16 protein-coding genes are annotated in these 16,739 nt (G+C 66.3%); 4 read left to right on the forward strand and 12 right to left on the reverse strand.

Features of this window, described 5'->3' with window-relative positions; genetic code table 11:
- The first annotated feature begins 76 nt into the window (after positions 1 to 76).
- Genes ACX80A_RS13115 through ACX80A_RS13130 form a run of 4 tightly spaced genes read left to right on the forward strand, consistent with a single transcriptional unit; the run spans position 77 to position 4,378 of the window.
- The gene (locus ACX80A_RS13115) at positions 77 to 760 is read left to right on the forward strand and encodes a GntR family transcriptional regulator (protein ID WP_459260190.1); all 684 of its coding nucleotides are present in this window, start codon (positions 77 to 79) and stop codon (positions 758 to 760) included.
- A complete protein-coding gene (locus tag ACX80A_RS13120) occupies positions 753 to 2,288 on the forward strand; it encodes an MmgE/PrpD family protein (RefSeq protein WP_459260191.1) in 1,536 nt (511 codons plus the stop codon). The genes ACX80A_RS13115 and ACX80A_RS13120 overlap by 8 nt, the downstream gene beginning before the upstream one ends.
- On the forward strand, positions 2,289 to 3,242 hold the full coding sequence (prpB, locus tag ACX80A_RS13125; protein WP_459260192.1) for a methylisocitrate lyase: 954 nt from the start codon (positions 2,289 to 2,291) through the stop codon (positions 3,240 to 3,242). It abuts the gene before it with no gap.
- Positions 3,239 to 4,378 (forward strand): bifunctional 2-methylcitrate synthase/citrate synthase, encoded by a 1,140-nt coding sequence (locus tag ACX80A_RS13130; RefSeq protein ID WP_459260193.1) that lies wholly within the window; start codon positions 3,239 to 3,241, stop codon positions 4,376 to 4,378. The genes prpB and ACX80A_RS13130 overlap by 4 nt, the downstream gene beginning before the upstream one ends.
- Before the next feature lie 20 nt (positions 4,379 to 4,398).
- On the opposite strand, the gene ACX80A_RS13135 is transcribed toward ACX80A_RS13130, so the two are convergent.
- The 12 genes from ACX80A_RS13135 to ACX80A_RS13190 all read right to left on the reverse strand — a co-directional run bounded on the left by ACX80A_RS13135 (position 4,399) and on the right by ACX80A_RS13190 (position 16,481).
- On the reverse strand, positions 4,399 to 4,887 hold the full coding sequence (locus ACX80A_RS13135; RefSeq protein ID WP_459260194.1) for an 8-oxo-dGTP diphosphatase: 489 nt from the start codon (positions 4,885 to 4,887) through the stop codon (positions 4,399 to 4,401).
- Positions 4,888 to 4,933: 46 nt separating this feature from the next.
- Positions 4,934 to 6,310: a hypothetical protein gene (locus tag ACX80A_RS13140; RefSeq protein WP_459260195.1), complete on the reverse strand. Its 1,377-nt coding sequence runs from the start codon at positions 6,308 to 6,310 to the stop codon at positions 4,934 to 4,936.
- 1 nt (position 6,311) lies between these two features.
- Entirely contained in the window at positions 6,312 to 6,818 is a 507-nt protein-coding gene (locus ACX80A_RS13145; RefSeq protein WP_459260196.1) for an RNA polymerase sigma factor, read from the reverse strand.
- Between the two features lie 77 nt (positions 6,819 to 6,895).
- The gene (gene xerD / locus ACX80A_RS13150) at positions 6,896 to 7,870 is read right to left on the reverse strand and encodes a site-specific tyrosine recombinase XerD (RefSeq protein WP_459260197.1); all 975 of its coding nucleotides are present in this window, start codon (positions 7,868 to 7,870) and stop codon (positions 6,896 to 6,898) included.
- A complete protein-coding gene (locus tag ACX80A_RS13155; protein ID WP_459260198.1) occupies positions 7,867 to 8,577 on the reverse strand; it encodes an NUDIX domain-containing protein in 711 nt (236 codons plus the stop codon). Before ACX80A_RS13155 ends, xerD begins: the two co-directional genes overlap by 4 nt.
- A gap of 1 nt (position 8,578) precedes the next feature.
- On the reverse strand, positions 8,579 to 10,282 hold the full coding sequence (locus tag ACX80A_RS13160; protein ID WP_459260199.1) for a CTP synthase: 1,704 nt from the start codon (positions 10,280 to 10,282) through the stop codon (positions 8,579 to 8,581).
- Positions 10,276 to 12,003, reverse strand: coding sequence for a DNA repair protein RecN (gene recN / locus ACX80A_RS13165; RefSeq protein WP_459260200.1), 1,728 nt, complete (start codon positions 12,001 to 12,003; stop codon positions 10,276 to 10,278). Before recN ends, ACX80A_RS13160 begins: the two co-directional genes overlap by 7 nt.
- The gene (locus ACX80A_RS13170) at positions 12,000 to 12,926 is read right to left on the reverse strand and encodes an NAD kinase (protein WP_459260201.1); all 927 of its coding nucleotides are present in this window, start codon (positions 12,924 to 12,926) and stop codon (positions 12,000 to 12,002) included. Before ACX80A_RS13170 ends, recN begins: the two co-directional genes overlap by 4 nt.
- A complete protein-coding gene (locus ACX80A_RS13175) occupies positions 12,923 to 13,795 on the reverse strand; it encodes a TlyA family RNA methyltransferase (RefSeq protein WP_459260202.1) in 873 nt (290 codons plus the stop codon). Before ACX80A_RS13175 ends, ACX80A_RS13170 begins: the two co-directional genes overlap by 4 nt.
- Complete coding sequence (locus ACX80A_RS13180) at positions 13,782 to 14,048, reverse strand: hypothetical protein (protein ID WP_459260203.1); 267 nt, start codon at positions 14,046 to 14,048, stop codon at positions 13,782 to 13,784. The genes ACX80A_RS13175 and ACX80A_RS13180 overlap by 14 nt, the downstream gene beginning before the upstream one ends.
- A complete protein-coding gene (locus ACX80A_RS13185) occupies positions 14,045 to 15,064 on the reverse strand; it encodes an HAD-IIA family hydrolase (RefSeq protein WP_459260204.1) in 1,020 nt (339 codons plus the stop codon). Before ACX80A_RS13185 ends, ACX80A_RS13180 begins: the two co-directional genes overlap by 4 nt.
- Positions 15,057 to 16,481, reverse strand: coding sequence for a hypothetical protein (locus tag ACX80A_RS13190; RefSeq protein ID WP_459260205.1), 1,425 nt, complete (start codon positions 16,479 to 16,481; stop codon positions 15,057 to 15,059). The genes ACX80A_RS13185 and ACX80A_RS13190 overlap by 8 nt, the downstream gene beginning before the upstream one ends.
- Positions 16,482 to 16,739 lie beyond the last annotated feature (258 nt).

A 16,739-nucleotide genomic window follows, 5' to 3' on the forward strand; every position in this document is an offset into this window, starting at 1 on the left:
TCTTGCGGTTGCAGGGCTCTCTGTATACATTGGCTTTACAGTGTTTACATCACAGCGAGCGTCGGCAGGAGGATGAATGCGGGCAAGCGACAGGGCTTACGCCGCCTTGAGGGCCGACATTATTGAGTGGCGCCTGGTCCCCGGAACTGTCCTGGCCGAGGTGGAGCAATCGGCCCGGCTCGGAGTCTCCCGGACACCCCTGCGGGAAGCCCTGGCCCGGCTCGGGGCGGAAGGCCTGACCGCCGCCCAGACCGGACGCGGCGTCGTCGTCACCGATATCTCCCTGGAAAAGATGGGCCAGCTCTTCGACGTGCGACTGGCTCTGGACTGCAAGGCCGCCGAGCTGGCTGCGGCACACCGGAATCCACCAATTTTCACCGCGCTGGCCGAACGCTTCAAGGCCGCCGGCGAGCTGATTACCGGCTCCGACCCGGATCAGCGTGATTACTATGCCCTGGTCTCCGAGCTGGATGCCGCCGTCGACGCCGCCGCCGACAACCAGTTCCTCCGCCAGGCGCAGGGCCAGCTACGTGCTCAACTGGTACGGATCAGGCGCCTGGCCAAAGACAACAGGGACCGGCTGCTGGCGTCAGCAGCCGAGCATGCGCAGATCGCCCGGTCCATTGCCGGCGGCAACGCTGACCTCGCCGCGGCCGCTACCAAAATCCATCTCCATAACAGTCTTGACCATCTGCTGGCCTCGAAACACAGTTTCGACGCTGGTTCCGTCCCACCCCGAAAGGCTCACCTCAATGGTTGAACATCATCTGGTCCGTACCCATCGCAGCGACGAGAACCTCCCCCGCGAGGAGCAGCTCGCCTACCGGCTGGCGCTGGTCGCGGCCGATCCTGTGGAGGTCGACGCCGACGTCGCCGACATGGTGATCAACCGCATCATCGACAACGCCTCGGTTGCCGTCGCCTCGTTCACCCGCGCCCCCGTGGTGGCTGCCCGCGCGCAGGCCACCAGCCACCCGGCGTCCTCGAACGGCGCCGGTGCCACCATCTTCGGGGTCCACGAGAAAACGTCGCCCGAGTGGGCCGCGTGGGCCAACGGCGTCGCGGTCCGTGAACTGGACTACCATGACACGTTCCTCGCCGCCGACTACTCCCACCCCGGCGACAACATCCCACCGATCCTCGCCGTCGCCCAGCACGCCGGGCGGTCCGGGCGGGACCTCCTGCGGGCCATCGCCACCGGCTACGAGGTCCAGGTGGATCTGGTCAAGGCCATCTGCCTTCACAAGCACAAGATCGACCACGTGGCGCATCTCGGCCCATCGGCGGTTGCCGGGATCGGCACCCTGCTGGACCTCGACGTCGAGACCATCTTCCAGTCGATCGGCCAGGCCCTCCACACCACCACCGCCACCCGCCAGTCACGGAAGGGCGAGATCTCCAGCTGGAAGGCCCACGCTCCGGCTTTCGCCGGGAAGATGGCAGTGGAGGCTGCTGACCGGGCGATGCGCGGCCAGACCTCGCCGACCCCGATCTACGAGGGTGAGGACGGTTTCATCGCGTGGCTGCTGGACGGTCCGGATGGCAGGTACGACGTAGCGCTCCCGACCGCCGGCGAATCCAAGCGGGCGATCCTCGACACGTACACCAAGGAGCACTCAGCCGAGTATCAGGCCCAGGCCCTGATCGACCTCGCCCGCAAGCTCCATGCGGCCCACCCGGAGGCGGCCGATCCCGAGCAGGTGCAGTCGATCGTCATCCACACCTCGCACCACACCCACAACGTGATCGGGTCCGGTGCAAACGACCCGCAGAAGTACGATCCCACCGCGTCACGCGAGACCCTCGACCATTCGATCCCCTACATCTTCACGGTCGCACTGCAGGACGGCTCCTGGCACCACGTCGATTCCTACACCCCCGAGCGGGCTGGCCGGGCCGACACCGTGGCACTTTGGCGGAAGGTCACCACGCTGGAGGACCCGGAGTGGACCCGGCGCTACCATTCGCTGCACATCAGCGAGAAGGCCTTCGGCGGCCGGGTGGAGATCACCCTGGCCGACGGCACGGTCCTCACCGACGAGCTGGCCGTCGCCGACGCGCACCCCCTCGGCGCCCGGCCATTCGCCCGGGAGCAGTACATCAACAAGCTACGCACCCTGGCCGCGGGCCAGGACGGCCACCGGATTGTCGACGAGGCAGAGATCGACCGGTTCCTCGCCGTCGTCGAACGCCTGCCCGAGCTGGACGCCGGCGAACTGGATCAGCTCAACCTGGTCGCGGCACCGGGCGTCATCGACCCCGCAACCGCACCGAAGGGACTGTTCTAAATGTTGTACTCCTCAGTGACCCCCGAGCAGAAGCGCATCGCGTTCCGCGCTGGATTGGCCTCGGGCCGGATCCAGCAGTTCCCCGGTGCGTTCAACCCCCTTTCAGCGCGGCTGATTGAAGACAAGGGGTTCGACGGCGTCTACATCTCCGGCGCGGTCCTCGCCAACGATCTCGGCCTACCGGATATTGGCCTGACGACGCTTACCGAGGTCGCCACCCGTGCCGGTCAGATTGCCCGGATGACCGACTTGCCGTCGATTGTCGACGCCGACACCGGATTCGGTGAGCCGATGAACGTGGCGCGGAGCATCCAGGAGCTGGAGAACGCCGGCCTGGCGGGCTGCCACATCGAGGACCAGTTCAATCCGAAGCGGTGCGGGCATCTGGATGGCAAAAACGTGGTGGACCTGGACACGGCCACCAAACGCATCCGGGCGGCCGCTGATGCCCGCCGCGACCCGAACTTCCTGATCATGGCGCGGACGGACATCCGCGGTACCGACAGCCTGCAGTCCGCCATGGACCGGGCCCGGGCGCTTGTGGAGGCAGGGGCCGATGCGATCTTCCCCGAGGCCATGCGCGACCTGAGTGAATTTCAGGCCATTCGCGACGCCGTCGACGTCCCGATCCTGGCCAACATGACCGAGTTCGGGAAGAGCGAGCTGTTCACCCTGCACCAGCTCTCCTCGGTGGGGGTGAACATGGTGATCTATCCCGTCACCCTGCTGCGTAGTGCAATGGGCGCAGCGGAGCGTACGCTGGAATCGATCAAGGCCGACGGCACCCAGCAGGGGGCCGTCGGTGCCATGCAGACCCGGGCTCGTCTCTACGAACTCGTGGACTACGAGGCATACAACCGATTCGACACCTCGGTTTTCAATTTTCAGGTGCCCGGTTCGCCGGAACACACGACGCAGCAGGTCCCGTCCGCTGTTGAACAGGAGTCCCCATGACAGAACCGCAGATCTATAAAGGGTTAGCCGGGGTTACAGTCGACACCACGGCTGTTTCCATGGTTAATTCCGACACCAACTCGTTGCTGTACCGCGGGTACCCGGTGCAGGAACTCGCCGCCAAGTGCAGCTTCGAAGAGGTCGCCTACCTGCTGTGGCACGGCGAACTGCCGTCGACGGACCAACTCGCCGAATTCACGGGGTTTGAACGCAGCCACCGCGCGCTAGCGGACAACGTGAAGGCTGCGATCGATCTGCTGTCCACGACGTGCCACCCGATGGACGTTGCCCGCACGGCCGTCTCGGTGCTCGGCGCCAACCACCCGCTGGCCAGCGATTCCTCCCCCGAAGCCAACCTTGAGAAGGCGATGGAGTTGTTCGCAGCGTTTCCCGCCGTCGTCGCCTACGACCAGCGCCGCCGTCGTGGTCAGGAGATCGTTGCTCCGCGGGACGATCTTGACTACTCGGCGAACTTCCTGTGGATGACGTTTGGCGAGGAGGCGGCGCCCGAGGTAGTCGAGGCGTTCAACGTGTCAATGGTGCTGTACGCGGAGCACTCGTTCAATGCGTCAACCTTTACGGCTCGGGTGATCACGTCAACGTTGGCTGACCTCCATTCGGCGGTCACTGGTGCCATCGGCGCCCTGAAGGGGCCGCTGCACGGTGGGGCGAACGAGGCAGTGATGCACACGTTCGAGGAGATCGGCATCCGCACCGACGAGTCCCGTGAAGAGGCTGCCGCCCGCGCGAAGGCGTGGATGGAGGATGCTCTCGCCCAGAAAAAGAAGGTGATGGGCTTCGGCCACCGGGTCTACAAGAACGGCGACTCACGGGTACCGACCATGAAGGGCGCGCTGGACGGGATGATCAAGCACTTTGGCCGGCCCGAACTGTTGGGCCTGTACAGCGGGCTGGAAACGGCGATGGACGAGGCGAAGAGCATCAAGCCCAACCTCGATTACCCGGCCGGACCCACGTACCACCTGATGGGGTTCGAAACCGAGATGTTCACACCCCTGTTCATCGCCGCCCGGATCACCGGCTGGACAGCCCACATCATGGAGCAGACCGCGTCCAACTCCCTGATCCGCCCGCTCAGTGCCTATAACGGTCCGGAGCAGCGCCAGGTCCCCTAGCCCCTCGATCCCTCCCCTACCTAGGGATCGAGGGTGGCGAAGACGGCGCTGAGCACCGTTTCGTTGTCGGAATTGAGGGTGACGAGCACATCCAGGGGGGTCCCGTCGATCACCGACCCGAGCCAGTGCCGCGCGTCATCCCACATGCCGTCCCACGGCAGGTCAGTCACCGGATACCAGGCGGGCTCCACCTCGGTCGTCGGCCGAGGGGTCCCGGTCCATTCGACGGCGGTGAAGATCGCCGCATCCATGTTGGCGGCTGGCTGCGACGGGAACCTCCAGCGGATCCTTCCCAGCCGGGTCAGCCGGGATTCGACGACGACGACGCCGGACTCCTCAGCGACTTCCCGCACCGCCGCTTCGGCCTCGGTTTCGCCGGGTTCGACTCCCCCACCCAGCGTCACGATCCGTCCGGCACCAAACCCCGTCTTCTTCAGACCAAGCAACACTTCGCTCCCTGCCGCGGTCTCACGGAACAGGAAGCACAGTGCAACGGGGCGGGGTTTCATCAGGCCCAAGTGTAGCCTCATGAAACCCCGCCAAAGGCGGGGACTTTCAGTCTCTGATGACTATCGAGTCGGCGATGGTCGCCAGGGCATCGAACTCGGCCGACGCGGCGTATGCTTCGGCATCCGCCGGGGAGGGGAAAACCGTCCCGTTACCTTCCTCATAGGGTGAAAGCTGGAACTCACTCGTCAGGGAGAGCAAGCCAACGGCCGGGGTGGAGATGGCGTTGTAGAGCATGCATCCCTCGCCCGACGACGGCGCATCGGCCAGTACCAGGCCGGTCGCCCCGACCAGCTGATCACCTTCAAAGACCCGCAGGGTGAACCTGGCGCTCACCGGACCGCTCGGGGTATCAATCGATACCGGGACCGACCGCAGTTCACGCCATGCCACCGGCGCCTCCGTACAAGCGCCGCCGATCCCCGATTCACGGGACCGCAGCAGGGTGGTGACGACGTTCCCGCTGGTGTCGGCAAGATTGTAGCCACCGGCCACGTCGACGATCCCCCAGCCCAGCGGAATTTTGTAAGGCAGGCCCAGCTCGGGAGCGTCGAGGCCCCGCACCAGGTCGTCGGCGGTGGGCCCCGCACCCACCAGTTCTTCCCGCAGTTCCACCGGGATGCCTGCATCGATGAACCGTTGATCCATCAGTTCCTGGGGCGTCCGATCGAGGTCCTCCATGACGAATTCCCACCGGAGGATCGCTCCATACGTATCGGGATCGATGATCCACTGACCATCGACTCGTTTCGCGATGAAGAACCAGGCGTTACCGCCGTCCTTGCCTTCCACTGCATACCCTTCCTCGGTCATGTCCATCGACATCCACTCATCGGTGCACCCGATGACCGGGTAGTACTGCGGATTGGTGGTCCAAGGCGTGAGTGAGGCGAAGTCGCTGCCCTGTTCCACCAACAGCTCAACGTCCTGTGGCTGGCAGCCGGCGTCGGCTGGGGGGCCGGTGGGTACACCAGTGGGATCAGGGGCCGGCTCGGCCATCGGCTCAGCGACGGGGTCAACAGTGGGGTTTCCGGTGGGCTCAGGGGCGGGGTCGTCCGTGCCGTCACCGACCGTTGTCGGGTTGGGGCGCGGCGCGGGATCAGTGGTACCCGCTGGCAGCGGACTCTGAACTCCCATGGTGCTGCCCAGCGCAATCGCGCCCGCCACCGCGGCTGCCGCAGCAGCAGCACCGGCAAGCACGACGACGGGCCGCCTCCGCACCAGCGGGACTACGACTGGACGGTCGTCGCTGAATACCCTGGCGTCGTCCTCGTCCGCTGCCGTCACTGGGCGGAAAGCGGTGATCACTTCAGGATCAGTCTCAGCAGCAAGATTAGTTGCGGGACTGATGGCGGGTGGTCTGCCCGCCCGGTCCTCGGCACGTACCGGGTCAAGTCCCCGGATCAGGTCTTCGATGCGGTCCATCTCAGGCAACTCCCTCGGCCATCAGTGATGTGGGTAGCAGTGCGGCGAACGCCTTGCGTGCCCGGTGCAGGCGGACTTTTGCTGCGGACGGGCTACAGGTGAGCACCTGGGCGATGTCCGCGACGCTCAGGTCGTCCCAGTAGGCGAGCAGAAGGATCTCCCGTTCCTTGTCCCGCAACTGCAGCAAGGCGTCCGCCACCGTGTGCTGCTGGGCGCTTTGCGCGGTCCTGGATTGCAGGACTGCTGTGGATCGGATGCGTTGCATGAGCTGCTCGGAGCGCTCGCGCCGTCGGTATTCGTTACCGATCAGGTGGTGCGCGACGGCGAGCAGCCAGGCGATGGTCAGCTCTGCGGGATCCGGGTTGCGCTGCCAGGCGACGCGGAACACGTCGTTGGTCAGCTCATCAGCGGCTTCGCGGCTGTTGAGCCTGCGGTGAATGTAGTTGAAAACGCGCGGGCGATGCTCTCTGTGGATTGCGGCAAAAACGCCTTCGTCATGCTGCAACACTGGCCCCCCTGGAGTGAGTAACCTGTTCATGCACCGTTAGTTTCCAGCGGGCTCGTCGAGGTTACACAGTTCCCGGATTAGAGTGCGCGTGGATGCGCAGCAGCATATACCTCGCGGAGCGTATCCGCAGTGACCAGCGTGTAGACCTGGGTGGTGGTGACCGAGGCGTGCCCCAGTAACTCCTGCACCACCCTCACATCGGCGCCGCCCTCCAGCAGATGTGTGGCAAAAGAGTGCCGCAGGGTGTGCGGTGACACCTCACGGGTGACCCCCGCCTTCTCGGCCGCCGACTTCAGGATGGTCCACGCGCTCTGCCTGCTCAGCCGCCCACCGCGCAGGTTGAGGAACAGTGCAGGGTTCCCCCTGCCGGTAACCGCGAGAGCGGGTCTCGCCCGGATTAAGTACGAGTCGATGGCCTTCGCCGCATACGAGCCCAGCGGCACCATCCGCTCCTTGGAGCCCTTGCCGAACAGACGGACGACGGCGGGCCCGTCCAGCGCCTGGTCCGCTGACACGTCGTCGACGTCGAGCCCGACCGCCTCGCTGATCCGCGAGCCGGTGGAGTACAGGAACTCGAGAAGCGCGCGGTCCCGCTGGCCCCCGGGCGTGTCAGTGTTCACCGCCTCCAGGATGCGGGTCACTTCATCCACCGAGATGGCTTTGGGGAGTCTTTTCCCGGCGATCGGGGGGTGCACATCGTGCGCCGGGTCGGCGGTACAAATGCCCTCCAAAGCCCAGAACCGGTGCAGGCCGCGGACGGCGACGACGGTGCGCGCCGCGGAGCGCGGGCTCAACGGGGCGAGCCCATCCGATCCGGTGGAGAGGGCTTGCGCGAAGGCCGAGATGTCGTGGCGGGTGATCCGTTGGACCTCGGTGACTGATCGGGCGGCAAGGAACCGGTGGTACCGCAGCAGGTCCCGCCGGTACGCGGCTAGGGTGTTGATCGACAATCCGCGTTCCACAGCCATGTGCTGGAGATATTCGCTCATGAGCCGTCCGGAGACGGTCTCCCGCAGCTCGTCGGCCACGGTCCGTGTTGCAGGCGCCGTCATGGTGAGTTCTTCAGGACCGATCCGTTGGGCCAGGTGCGGTGCTGGCTGGCATGTTCGGGCCAGGGTTCGTCGGCTGGCCGCAGCTCTTCGTACCCTGCCGCGCTTGCCGCCGCTGCGGCGAGGATGGCAGCAACCGCTGAGGGACTGTGGATCCGGCCAGCCAGGACGGCGGCGACGGCGGCGTCGAGGTCCACCCATGCGAGCTCGATCTCGGCTTCTTCATGAATACGTTCGTGGCGTGCGTCGGGGTGAATTTCGGCGACGCCGCGCGCCAGGTAAATGCGCAGCGCCTCGCTGGATGACCCGGGCGACAGGAACAGGTCGGTCAGGACGTTCCACCGCTCGGCCGTCAGATCGGCTTCCTCAGCCAACTCCCGGGCGGCGGCAGCAACGAAGTCCTCATCGGGAACATCCAGCAGACCCGCCGGGATCTCCCAGAGTGTCATCCGCACCGGGTGGCGGTACTGGTTGATCAGGAGTACCTGCCCGGCGTCGTTCATGGCGAGGATGGCAACGGCGCCGGGGTGCTCGATGTAGTCGCGCACCAGCGGCTCGCCGTCGTTTTCGTCAGTGAGCGAGAAGGTGTCGCTGACGACGTTCCAGATCCTGCCCTCGTAGACCACCCTGGAGTCCAGCAACCGCCGGGGGCTCCGCTGGTCCCCCAGCAGCTCGGCCGAGGAACCGCCCACGTTCTGGCCGTGACTCATGTCAGGCCTTGACCCCGCGGCGGAGCAGCGCAGCCTTGACCAGTCCGGCGAACAGGGGGTGCGGTCGGGTGGGCCGTGAGCTCAGCTCGGGGTGGGCCTGGGTGGAGACGTAGTACGGGTGGGTTTCCTTGGGGAGTTCGACGAACTCGACCAGCTTGCCGTCGGGGGATGTGCCGGAGAACACCATGCCGGCGGCGGAGATCTGGTCGCGGAACTCGTTGTTGACCTCGTAGCGGTGGCGGTGCCGTTCGCTGACGGTGGTCTTCCCGTAGGTGCGGGCGATGACCGAGCCTTCGTCGAGCTTCGCCTCCCAAAGGCCGAGGCGCATGGTGCCGCCCATGTCGCCGTCGCCGTCCACAATGTGCAGCTGCTCTGCCATGGTCGCGATGACCGGGTACTGGGTGTCGGGATCGAACTCACTCGATGATGCGCCTTCGAGACCGACGACGTTGCGGGCGTATTCGATGACCATGCACTGCAGTCCGAGGCAAAGTCCGAGCGTGGGTACCGAGTTTTCACGGGCGTACTTGAGGGCGCCCAGCTTGCCTTCGAGGCCGCGGATACCAAAGCCGCCCGGCACGCAGATGGCGTCGGCGCCGTCGAGGGCCTTCGCAGCTCCTTCGGGGGTGTCACACTCGTCCGAGGGCACCCAGCGGATGATGACCTTGGACTTGTTGGCGAACCCGCCGGCACGCAGTGCCTCGGTGACGGACAGGTACGCGTCCGGCAGGTCGATGTACTTGCCGACGAGGGCGATTTCCACCGTGTGCTTTGGGTGGTGGACGGCGTCCAGGAGCTTGTTCCACTTGGTCCAGTTGACGTCCTTGAACTTCAAATCCAGGGACTGCACGATGTACGCGTCAAGCCCCTGGGCGTGCAGAGTCTTCGGGATGTCGTAGATGCTCGCGGCGTCGGCGGCGTTCACGACGGCGTCGACGTCGACGTCGCACATGCGCCCGATCTTTTCCCGCATGGTGTCGGGGATTTCGCGGTCCGAACGGATGACGATCGCGTCCGGCTGGATACCGATGGACCGGAGCATCGCCACCGAATGCTGGGTCGGCTTGGTCTTGAGTTCCTGCGAAGGGCCGATGTACGGGACCAGGGAGACGTGCAGGAAGAATACGTTGTTGCGGCCGATGTCCTGGCGGACCTGGCGGGCTGCCTCAAGGAACGGCTGCGATTCGATGTCGCCGACGGTGCCACCAATTTCGGTGATGATGACGTCGGGTGCCTTCTTGGCGTCGACCGGCTCGGAGGGCAGCCGCATCCGGCGCTTGATTTCGTCGGTGATGTGCGGGATGACCTGGACCGTGTCGCCGAGGTACTCGCCGCGGCGTTCCTTCGCGATGACCGTCGAGTAGATCTGGCCGGTAGTGACATTCGCCGAGCCGTCGAGGCTTTCGTCGAGGAAGCGCTCGTAGTGGCCGATGTCGAGGTCCGTTTCGGCGCCGTCGTCGGTCACGAAGACCTCGCCGTGCTGGAACGGGTTCATGGTGCCCGGGTCCACGTTGAGGTACGGGTCGAGCTTCTGCATCGTGACTGACAAGCCACGCGCACGAAGGAGGTGGCCGAGGCTTGAAGCGGTGAGTCCCTTCCCGAGAGAGGAGGCCACGCCGCCCGTCACGAAGACGTGCTTGGTAGTCTTTGCGGACTTCTGGAACCGGGAATTTGTTGATTGCACCACGGAGTTTGAGCCTAGCACTTCGACACGGTCCGCGCTGCGTCTGCGAGTAGTTCCTCGGCGTGTGCCTGCGCGGTCGCCGATTCTTCCTGGCCGGCCAGCATGCGTGCCAGCTCCCGCACCCGCTCGGCTTCGGGGAGGACTTCGACGTCGCTGGCCGTGACACCGTCGCCCGCCGCCGTGGCCGAGGAGTTTTTCGTCACACGGATGTGCTGGGAAGCGAATGCCGCCACCTGGGGTAAGTGGGTGACCACAATGACCTGGACGTGTTCGGCCAGCATGGCCAGCCGACGCCCGATCTCGACTGCCGCTTTGCCGCCAACGCCTGCGTCCACCTCGTCGAAAACGAAGGTGGGTACCGGGTCGACGGCGGCAAGCACCACCTCGATGGCGAGCATCACCCGGGAGAGTTCACCACCTGACGCCCCCTTCCCCAGCGGGCGGGCCGCGGACCCGGGATGCGGCTGCAGGAGGAAGCCGATTGAGTCGGCGCCGAACAGGGTACGCTCGCCCGGCGCCACATCGATGATCAGGCTGGCAGCAGCCATTGCTAGTGCGGAAAGTTCCTCCGTGACCCGCTCCGCCAGGGTGGCAGCGGCGCTGGTGCGTAAAGCCGTGAGATTTGTCGTCTGCCCGGCTACGGTCTGCTCAAGGGCGGCAATCTCCTCGCCGAGCGCGTCGATCCTGGTCGAATCGTCGCCCAGCTCACCGAGCCGAACCTGTCCCGCCTCAGCCCACTCCAGCACCTCGTCGATGCTGGGCGCGTATTTGCGGACCAGGACGGCCAGATCGGCCCGCCTGGATTCGACCTCGGCCAACCGACCCGGCCCGTCGCTATCGAGGGAGGCACTGTAGCCGGAGAGCTCGGCTGAAATGTCGGTGAGAATGTAGCCCACCTCGGCGAGTCGACCTGCCAGCGCGGCGAGGTGGGGGTCGTGGTCCCCCGCCGACTCCAGCTGACGTTTCGCTGCATCAACAAGCACGGTGGCGTCCTGGTCATCGGCGAATTCCCCCGAGACAAGCGCCTGGTGTGCCTTGAACGCCGCGACCCGGAGCTCCTCGGCGTGACCCAGCCGCATGGATTCGGCTTTCAGCGTGTCATCCTCGCCGGGCTGCGGTGCCACCGCGTCGATCTCCTCGAGCGCGGTCTGCAGCGATTCGGCTTCGCGGAGTCGTTCCCGGGAGTCGGCACGCAGCTGCTCCAGCTCGGTGGTGGCTTCCTGCAGGCGCCGATAGCTCACCTGGTAGCCCCCCAGCACCTCGGTAAGGTCGGCTCCGGCGAACTTGTCGAGCGCTTCGCGCTGGGCGGCGGCGGTCTTTAGCCGCAGTTGGTCCGACTGCCCGTGGACGACCACCAGCGCGGATCCCAGCTCCGCGAGCACCCCGGCGGGAGCAGATCTCCCACCAACGTAGGCGCGGCTCCGCCCATCGCTGTTGACCGTGCGCGCGACGATCAGTTCGGCTGACCCCTCTGCTTCGTCGAGCTCACCTCCGGCTTCCGCGGCACGCAGTGCCGCGGTGCTGTGCGGCGCAATCCGCAGGACCGCTTCGGCGGAGGCCACCTTCGCGCCAAGGCGCACCGCACCGGCGTCGGCCCGGGCGCCCAGCAACAGGCCCAGGGCGGTGATCACCATGGTCTTACCGGCACCGGTTTCGCCGGTCACCACGGTAAACCCGCCAGCGAGGTGGAGGGTGGCATCGGTGATGACGCCAAGGTCGCGGATACGGATTTCTTCGATCACTGTCCGGTGCCTCCTGCATGGCTCGTAGGGCCACGCCAGCCCTGGGTGGGCAAGGAGAATTTCTTCACCAGACGTTCCGAGAAAGGGGTCAGCTGGGTGCGGGCCAGGCGGACCGGGGTGCTGGCGCGGCGCACCTCCACCCTGGCTCCCGGCGGCAGGTCGACGGTGCGTCGTCCGTCGCACCAGAGGACGCCCGCCGCATCGGTGCGGGTCAGAATTTCGACGGCGAGCACCGACGTCGGCGCGATCACCAGGGGCTTGGTGAACAGGGCGTGGGCGCTGATCGGCGCCATCAGGAGCGCCTCCACCTCGGGCCAGACCACTGGTCCGCCCGAGGAAAACGCGTAGGCGGTCGATCCGGTGGGGGTCGCCATCACCACGCCGTCGCAGCCGAAGGAGCTCAGTGGACGGCCATCCACCTCCATCACCACCTCGATCATCCGTTCACGGCTGGCCTTTTCCACTGCCGCCTCGTTCAGGGCCCAGGTCTGGGCGACGAGGACGTCGCCCCGCCACACCTGGACGTCGATAGTCATGCGCTCCTCGACCGTGTAATCCCTGTCCACGACGCGGCGCACCGTCTCGGCCAGGTCGGCGCGCTCACTTTCGGCAAGAAATCCCACATGGCCCAGATTGACGCCGAGCAGCGGGACTTCCGAGCCGCGCACCAGTTCCGCGGCGCGCAGGATGGTTCCGTCACCGCCGAGCACCATGCCCAGTTCCACCTCGTCGAGGGCGACGTCGACGCCGAGCGTCTCGGTGGGCGCGGTCAGCACCCCGTACTCGTCCTGAATGTCCTTGAGTTCCTCGGCCCTCATCACGGGGATCAGCCCTGACTGGTGTACCTGAGTGCAGGCTTCCTGGGCAGCGGCCATCGCATCGTGTCGCCCGGTGTGGGCGAGAACCAGTATCCGTCGTGTCATTGAAGCTCCGTCGTATCCCGTGCGCCGTCTGGCGGGCCGGTCACCAGCCTGGCATCGATAAAAGCAGGGCTGGAGTCCAGCACCTGCCGGGTCATGCGATCAAGCTCCTCTTCGATCCTAGGCACCATCGGGCCGGACGGCACGGTTATCCACACAAAGAACTCGACATTTCCGTCCTGGCCCGGCAGTTGGCTACGGATCACCCCGGCGACCTCCAGCCCGTGTCCCAGGGTATGGCGGACCACCAGCCCGACCGCCCGACGTCGTTCATCGTCCGTTGCTACTACCCCGCTGGAGTTCAGTTTCCCTTTGCCCACCTCGAATTGGGGTTTGATGAGCAGGACCATGTCGCCGCCGGGTTTGGTTGCCTGAGCGAGCGGCAGCACCACCAGGGTAAGGGAAATGAAGGACAGGTCCGCGACCGTCAGGTCCACCCGGCCGCCGATGTCCTTCGCCTCCAGCTGACGAACGTTTTGGCCTTCGACGACGTCGACCCTCGGGTCCCAGCGCAACTGGTCGACCAGCTGTCCATGTCCGACGTCGACAGCAGCCACGTGCGACGCGCCAGCCCTGAGTAGCACCTCGGTGAACCCACCAGTGGACGCACCAGCGTCGAGGCACCGCTTGCCGGTGACGTCGATGGCGTCGAAGGCCCGCAGCGCACCGTCGAGCTTCACACCGGCACGGCTGACGTAGTCGGGGACTCCGCCGTCGTCGACGGTCAGCTGGTCGGCCTCCGTTACTTTGGCTGCGGCCTTCGCCTGGACGCCGCCGGCGCGGCGCACCCTGCCGGCGGCGATGAGCTGGGCGGCGTGTGAGCGGGAGCGCGCGAGTCCGCGCGCCACCAGTGCCTGGTCAAGACGCGTCATGGTCTGCGGACGGATCGGCGTTGAGCTCGGCGAGGAGTCCGTCGTGGAGCCCCGTGTAGAGCGTGTTGTGTGCGTCAATCGGCAGTTCAGGGATGCTCGCCATCCGAGAGGTCAGCCCATCGACGCTGGGGTCCCCGGTACCGCCGGTCCCGGGCGGGAACGCCGGGCCGTCGTCGTCAGTCGCCTGCTCATCGAAGATGTCCTGGGGCGACGGCTCCTCGGGCGACGGCGCGCCCGGATGGTCGCCGGTCATCGGCGGCCCACGGGGTCGTCGAGAACCGTGCTGCCTTCGGATCGCAGGGTGGGCAAAGCGGCAATCGCAGTTTCAGGGTTGGCGCTCCACCAGGCGCTGCAGGCAGCACGCCAAGTGTCGAGGCTATCGGCGCCGCCGGTCAGGTGGACGGTACCGTCTTCGACTGTTGCCGACGACGTACCGCACCGGTACACGCCGTCGCTGTGGGTGATGTCCGGATACGGATCGTACAGGCCCGCGAGGCTCGCCAGGAGGAACGTCGGGCGTTGGTCGGCGACTGCCGCCAGCGCCGCGCGTACGGTATCGACGCCGGTGAGCACCAGGGCGGTGTCCATTTGGGCGCGATTGCCGCCCAGGATGTCGGTGTCGAGCCGGTCCCCGACCACCAGTGGTTGGGAGACACCGAGGTGCCTGGCTGCTGTGGTGAACAACGGCGCTTCGGGTTTGCCGGCGACGGCGGGGGTCTTCCCGGTGGCGGCGCTGACCGCATTGACGAGCGACCCGTTCCCTGGGGCGATTCCGCGAAGCTGGGGAATGGAGAGGTCCGTGTTGGTTGCTACCCACACCGCGCCGCCCGTTACCGCGTAGGCTGCCTCCGCGAGATCCCTCCAGCCCAGGCCGGGGTCGAATCCCTGGATCACCGCTGCCGGAACTGGGTCGGCCGACGTCACCGGGACCAGCCCTTGGGCCTTGACCTGGTCGATCAGGGTCTGACTGCCGGTGACCAGAACAGATGATCCGGCGGGGACCAGTGAGGCCAGGAGCTCCGCCCCGGCGAACGCCGACCCGAAGACCTGGCTGGCCGTTGCCGGGGCACCCAGCTCGCGGAGGTGTGCTGCGACTTGTTCCGCTGACCGGGACGCGTTGTTGGTGATGTACGCCAGGGCAACGTCGATGCCGGCCAGCCGCTCCAGGGACTCCACCGCGCCAGGGATGGCGTTGGGTCCCGCGTAGACAACGCCATCCAAATCTGCCAGCAGCGCGTCGTAGGACGAGATCAGGGAAGCCTCAGTCATGGTGCCCTTCGGTGTCCTGCCCGTCGCCGGCACGTGTGCGAACGGGGGCGGGCCGATTCAGCGAACGCCAGGTGACCGGCGCACGGGGCGTCTCCTCGGTGGGCTCGCCTGTTGGCTCGCCCTCGGGGAGGTCTACCGCTTCCACTGGTTCCTGGGCTGCTGCGGCTTCCGCCGCTTCCTGCCCGGCCGATTTCATGCCGACCGCGCGACCGTCGTCTGCTTCGGAACCGTGGTGATTTCCATTGTCATTGGCGTTCTCATCGTCAGCACCGGAGTGACGTTCGGTCACCGAGGCGCTGCCTGGGCTGCTCGCCGGCGCGGAGGCCACCCGACGGCGGGCGGCCGAGGCATCAGGTACCTCATCCTCGTCACCGGCGAGATCCAGGATGTCGGGCTCGGCGAAGTCACCCAGCCCCAGGGCGCTGTCAGCTATCGCCGCCTGGCGTCGCCACTGCTCGGCCTCAGCGGTACGACCCACTGCTGCAAGGGCTTCAGCGTAGGTGCGGAAAAGCCGCGGGCTGTAGCTGAACGCCCGATTTCGGTCCAGCTGGCTGATCTCCAGGGCTGCGACGGCTGCCTCGAGTTGGCCCAGGTCCGAGCGCGCGCCCGACACCACCATCGCAAGTTCGACCTTGCCTGCAGAGCTCAAGCCTTCAGCCTCTTCAGAATGCGCCAGATCCAGTGCGCGATCCGGGCGTCCCAGCCCACGCTCACAATCGGCCATCACCGGTAGATGATCATTGGACCCGCTGATCCTACGGTAGGTGCGGAATTCCCTGAGCGCCTCACCATAGTGCCCCGCTGCGTACGCCGTCAGGCCCACTGCCTCGCGGACGACGGCGAGCCGGCCCCCGCGGCGGCTGGCGGCCAGTGCATGCTGGAAGGCCAGTTCGGGCTCGTCTTCCAGGAGGCGTCCGGCCATCACCAGGTGGCGTGCCACCCACTCGGCGCTCTTTTCCTCAAGGTTACGGATCTGCGCGCGGGTGACCCGGTCCAGCTCTGCACCGGTGACGTCTTCATCGATGTCCGGTGACCGTTCGCGGTCGGGCCGGTTGGCGCTACGGAGATCCCGGGCGTTGAAGGAGCGTTTTCCGCTTTCGGTCCGCTCGGACCCACCACGGTTCTCGTCACGGGGACTTCCGCCCCGGCTTTGGCCGCCAGCGGATCCACGACCGGCAGAGGAACCACCTGCGTTCCGGCCACCAGCCGACGACCCACCTCGCTGGCCGTCACGCCCAGCCGACGATCCACCGGTGGCAGGGCGCCCGCCCCGGTATCCGGCCGACCTGTCATCGCGGGAGGAAGAGCTTCGGGGGGAGTCGCTTTGCCTGTCAAAGGACCGGCCGCCCTGGGTGCCTGTTCGATCGGGCCGTCGTTCTCCCCGGTCCGCTCCGTGGTTGCGGTCTTGGTCGGCCATGGCTGCGCGGTTCCTCTCATTACGAGCGGGCCGGCACTGAATGCGGTGACCGCTCGGTTTCTCTATGAATCTATGTGGGCGGCATCCGTCGCCGCCCTACCCATTGTAGGGCCTAGGCGTATTGACCTGAGAGTCTGGTTGGTGCTCTGGTGGTTAAGTGCGGAAGGCCCCACCGTGGGGTGGGGCCTTTCGTCTAATGGTTGTCCGGCGGTGTCCTACTCTCCCACACTCTCTCGGGTGCAGTACCATCGGCGCTGT

The sequence above is a fragment of the Arthrobacter sp. TMN-50 genome (assembly GCF_054511125.1).

Excerpts from the sequence above, each read along its gene's own strand:
- ACX80A_RS13115 (WP_459260190.1), top strand. The coding sequence starts at position 77 with ATGCGGGCAAGCGACAGGGCTTACGCCGCCTTGAGGGCCGACATTATT.
- ACX80A_RS13120 (WP_459260191.1), top strand. The coding sequence starts at position 753 with ATGGTTGAACATCATCTGGTCCGTACCCATCGCAGCGACGAGAACCTC.
- prpB (WP_459260192.1), top strand. The coding sequence starts at position 2,289 with ATGTTGTACTCCTCAGTGACCCCCGAGCAGAAGCGCATCGCGTTCCGC.
- ACX80A_RS13130 (WP_459260193.1), top strand. The coding sequence starts at position 3,239 with ATGACAGAACCGCAGATCTATAAAGGGTTAGCCGGGGTTACAGTCGAC.
- ACX80A_RS13135 (WP_459260194.1), bottom strand. The coding sequence starts at position 4,887 with ATGAAACCCCGCCCCGTTGCACTGTGCTTCCTGTTCCGTGAGACCGCG.
- ACX80A_RS13140 (WP_459260195.1), bottom strand. The coding sequence starts at position 6,310 with ATGGACCGCATCGAAGACCTGATCCGGGGACTTGACCCGGTACGTGCC.
- xerD (WP_459260197.1), bottom strand. The coding sequence starts at position 7,870 with ATGACGGCGCCTGCAACACGGACCGTGGCCGACGAGCTGCGGGAGACC.
- ACX80A_RS13155 (WP_459260198.1), bottom strand. The coding sequence starts at position 8,577 with ATGAGTCACGGCCAGAACGTGGGCGGTTCCTCGGCCGAGCTGCTGGGG.
- ACX80A_RS13170 (WP_459260201.1), bottom strand. The coding sequence starts at position 12,926 with ATGACACGACGGATACTGGTTCTCGCCCACACCGGGCGACACGATGCG.
- ACX80A_RS13175 (WP_459260202.1), bottom strand. The coding sequence starts at position 13,795 with ATGACGCGTCTTGACCAGGCACTGGTGGCGCGCGGACTCGCGCGCTCC.
- ACX80A_RS13180 (WP_459260203.1), bottom strand. The coding sequence starts at position 14,048 with ATGACCGGCGACCATCCGGGCGCGCCGTCGCCCGAGGAGCCGTCGCCC.
- ACX80A_RS13185 (WP_459260204.1), bottom strand. The coding sequence starts at position 15,064 with ATGACTGAGGCTTCCCTGATCTCGTCCTACGACGCGCTGCTGGCAGAT.
- ACX80A_RS13190 (WP_459260205.1), bottom strand. The coding sequence starts at position 16,481 with ATGGCCGACCAAGACCGCAACCACGGAGCGGACCGGGGAGAACGACGG.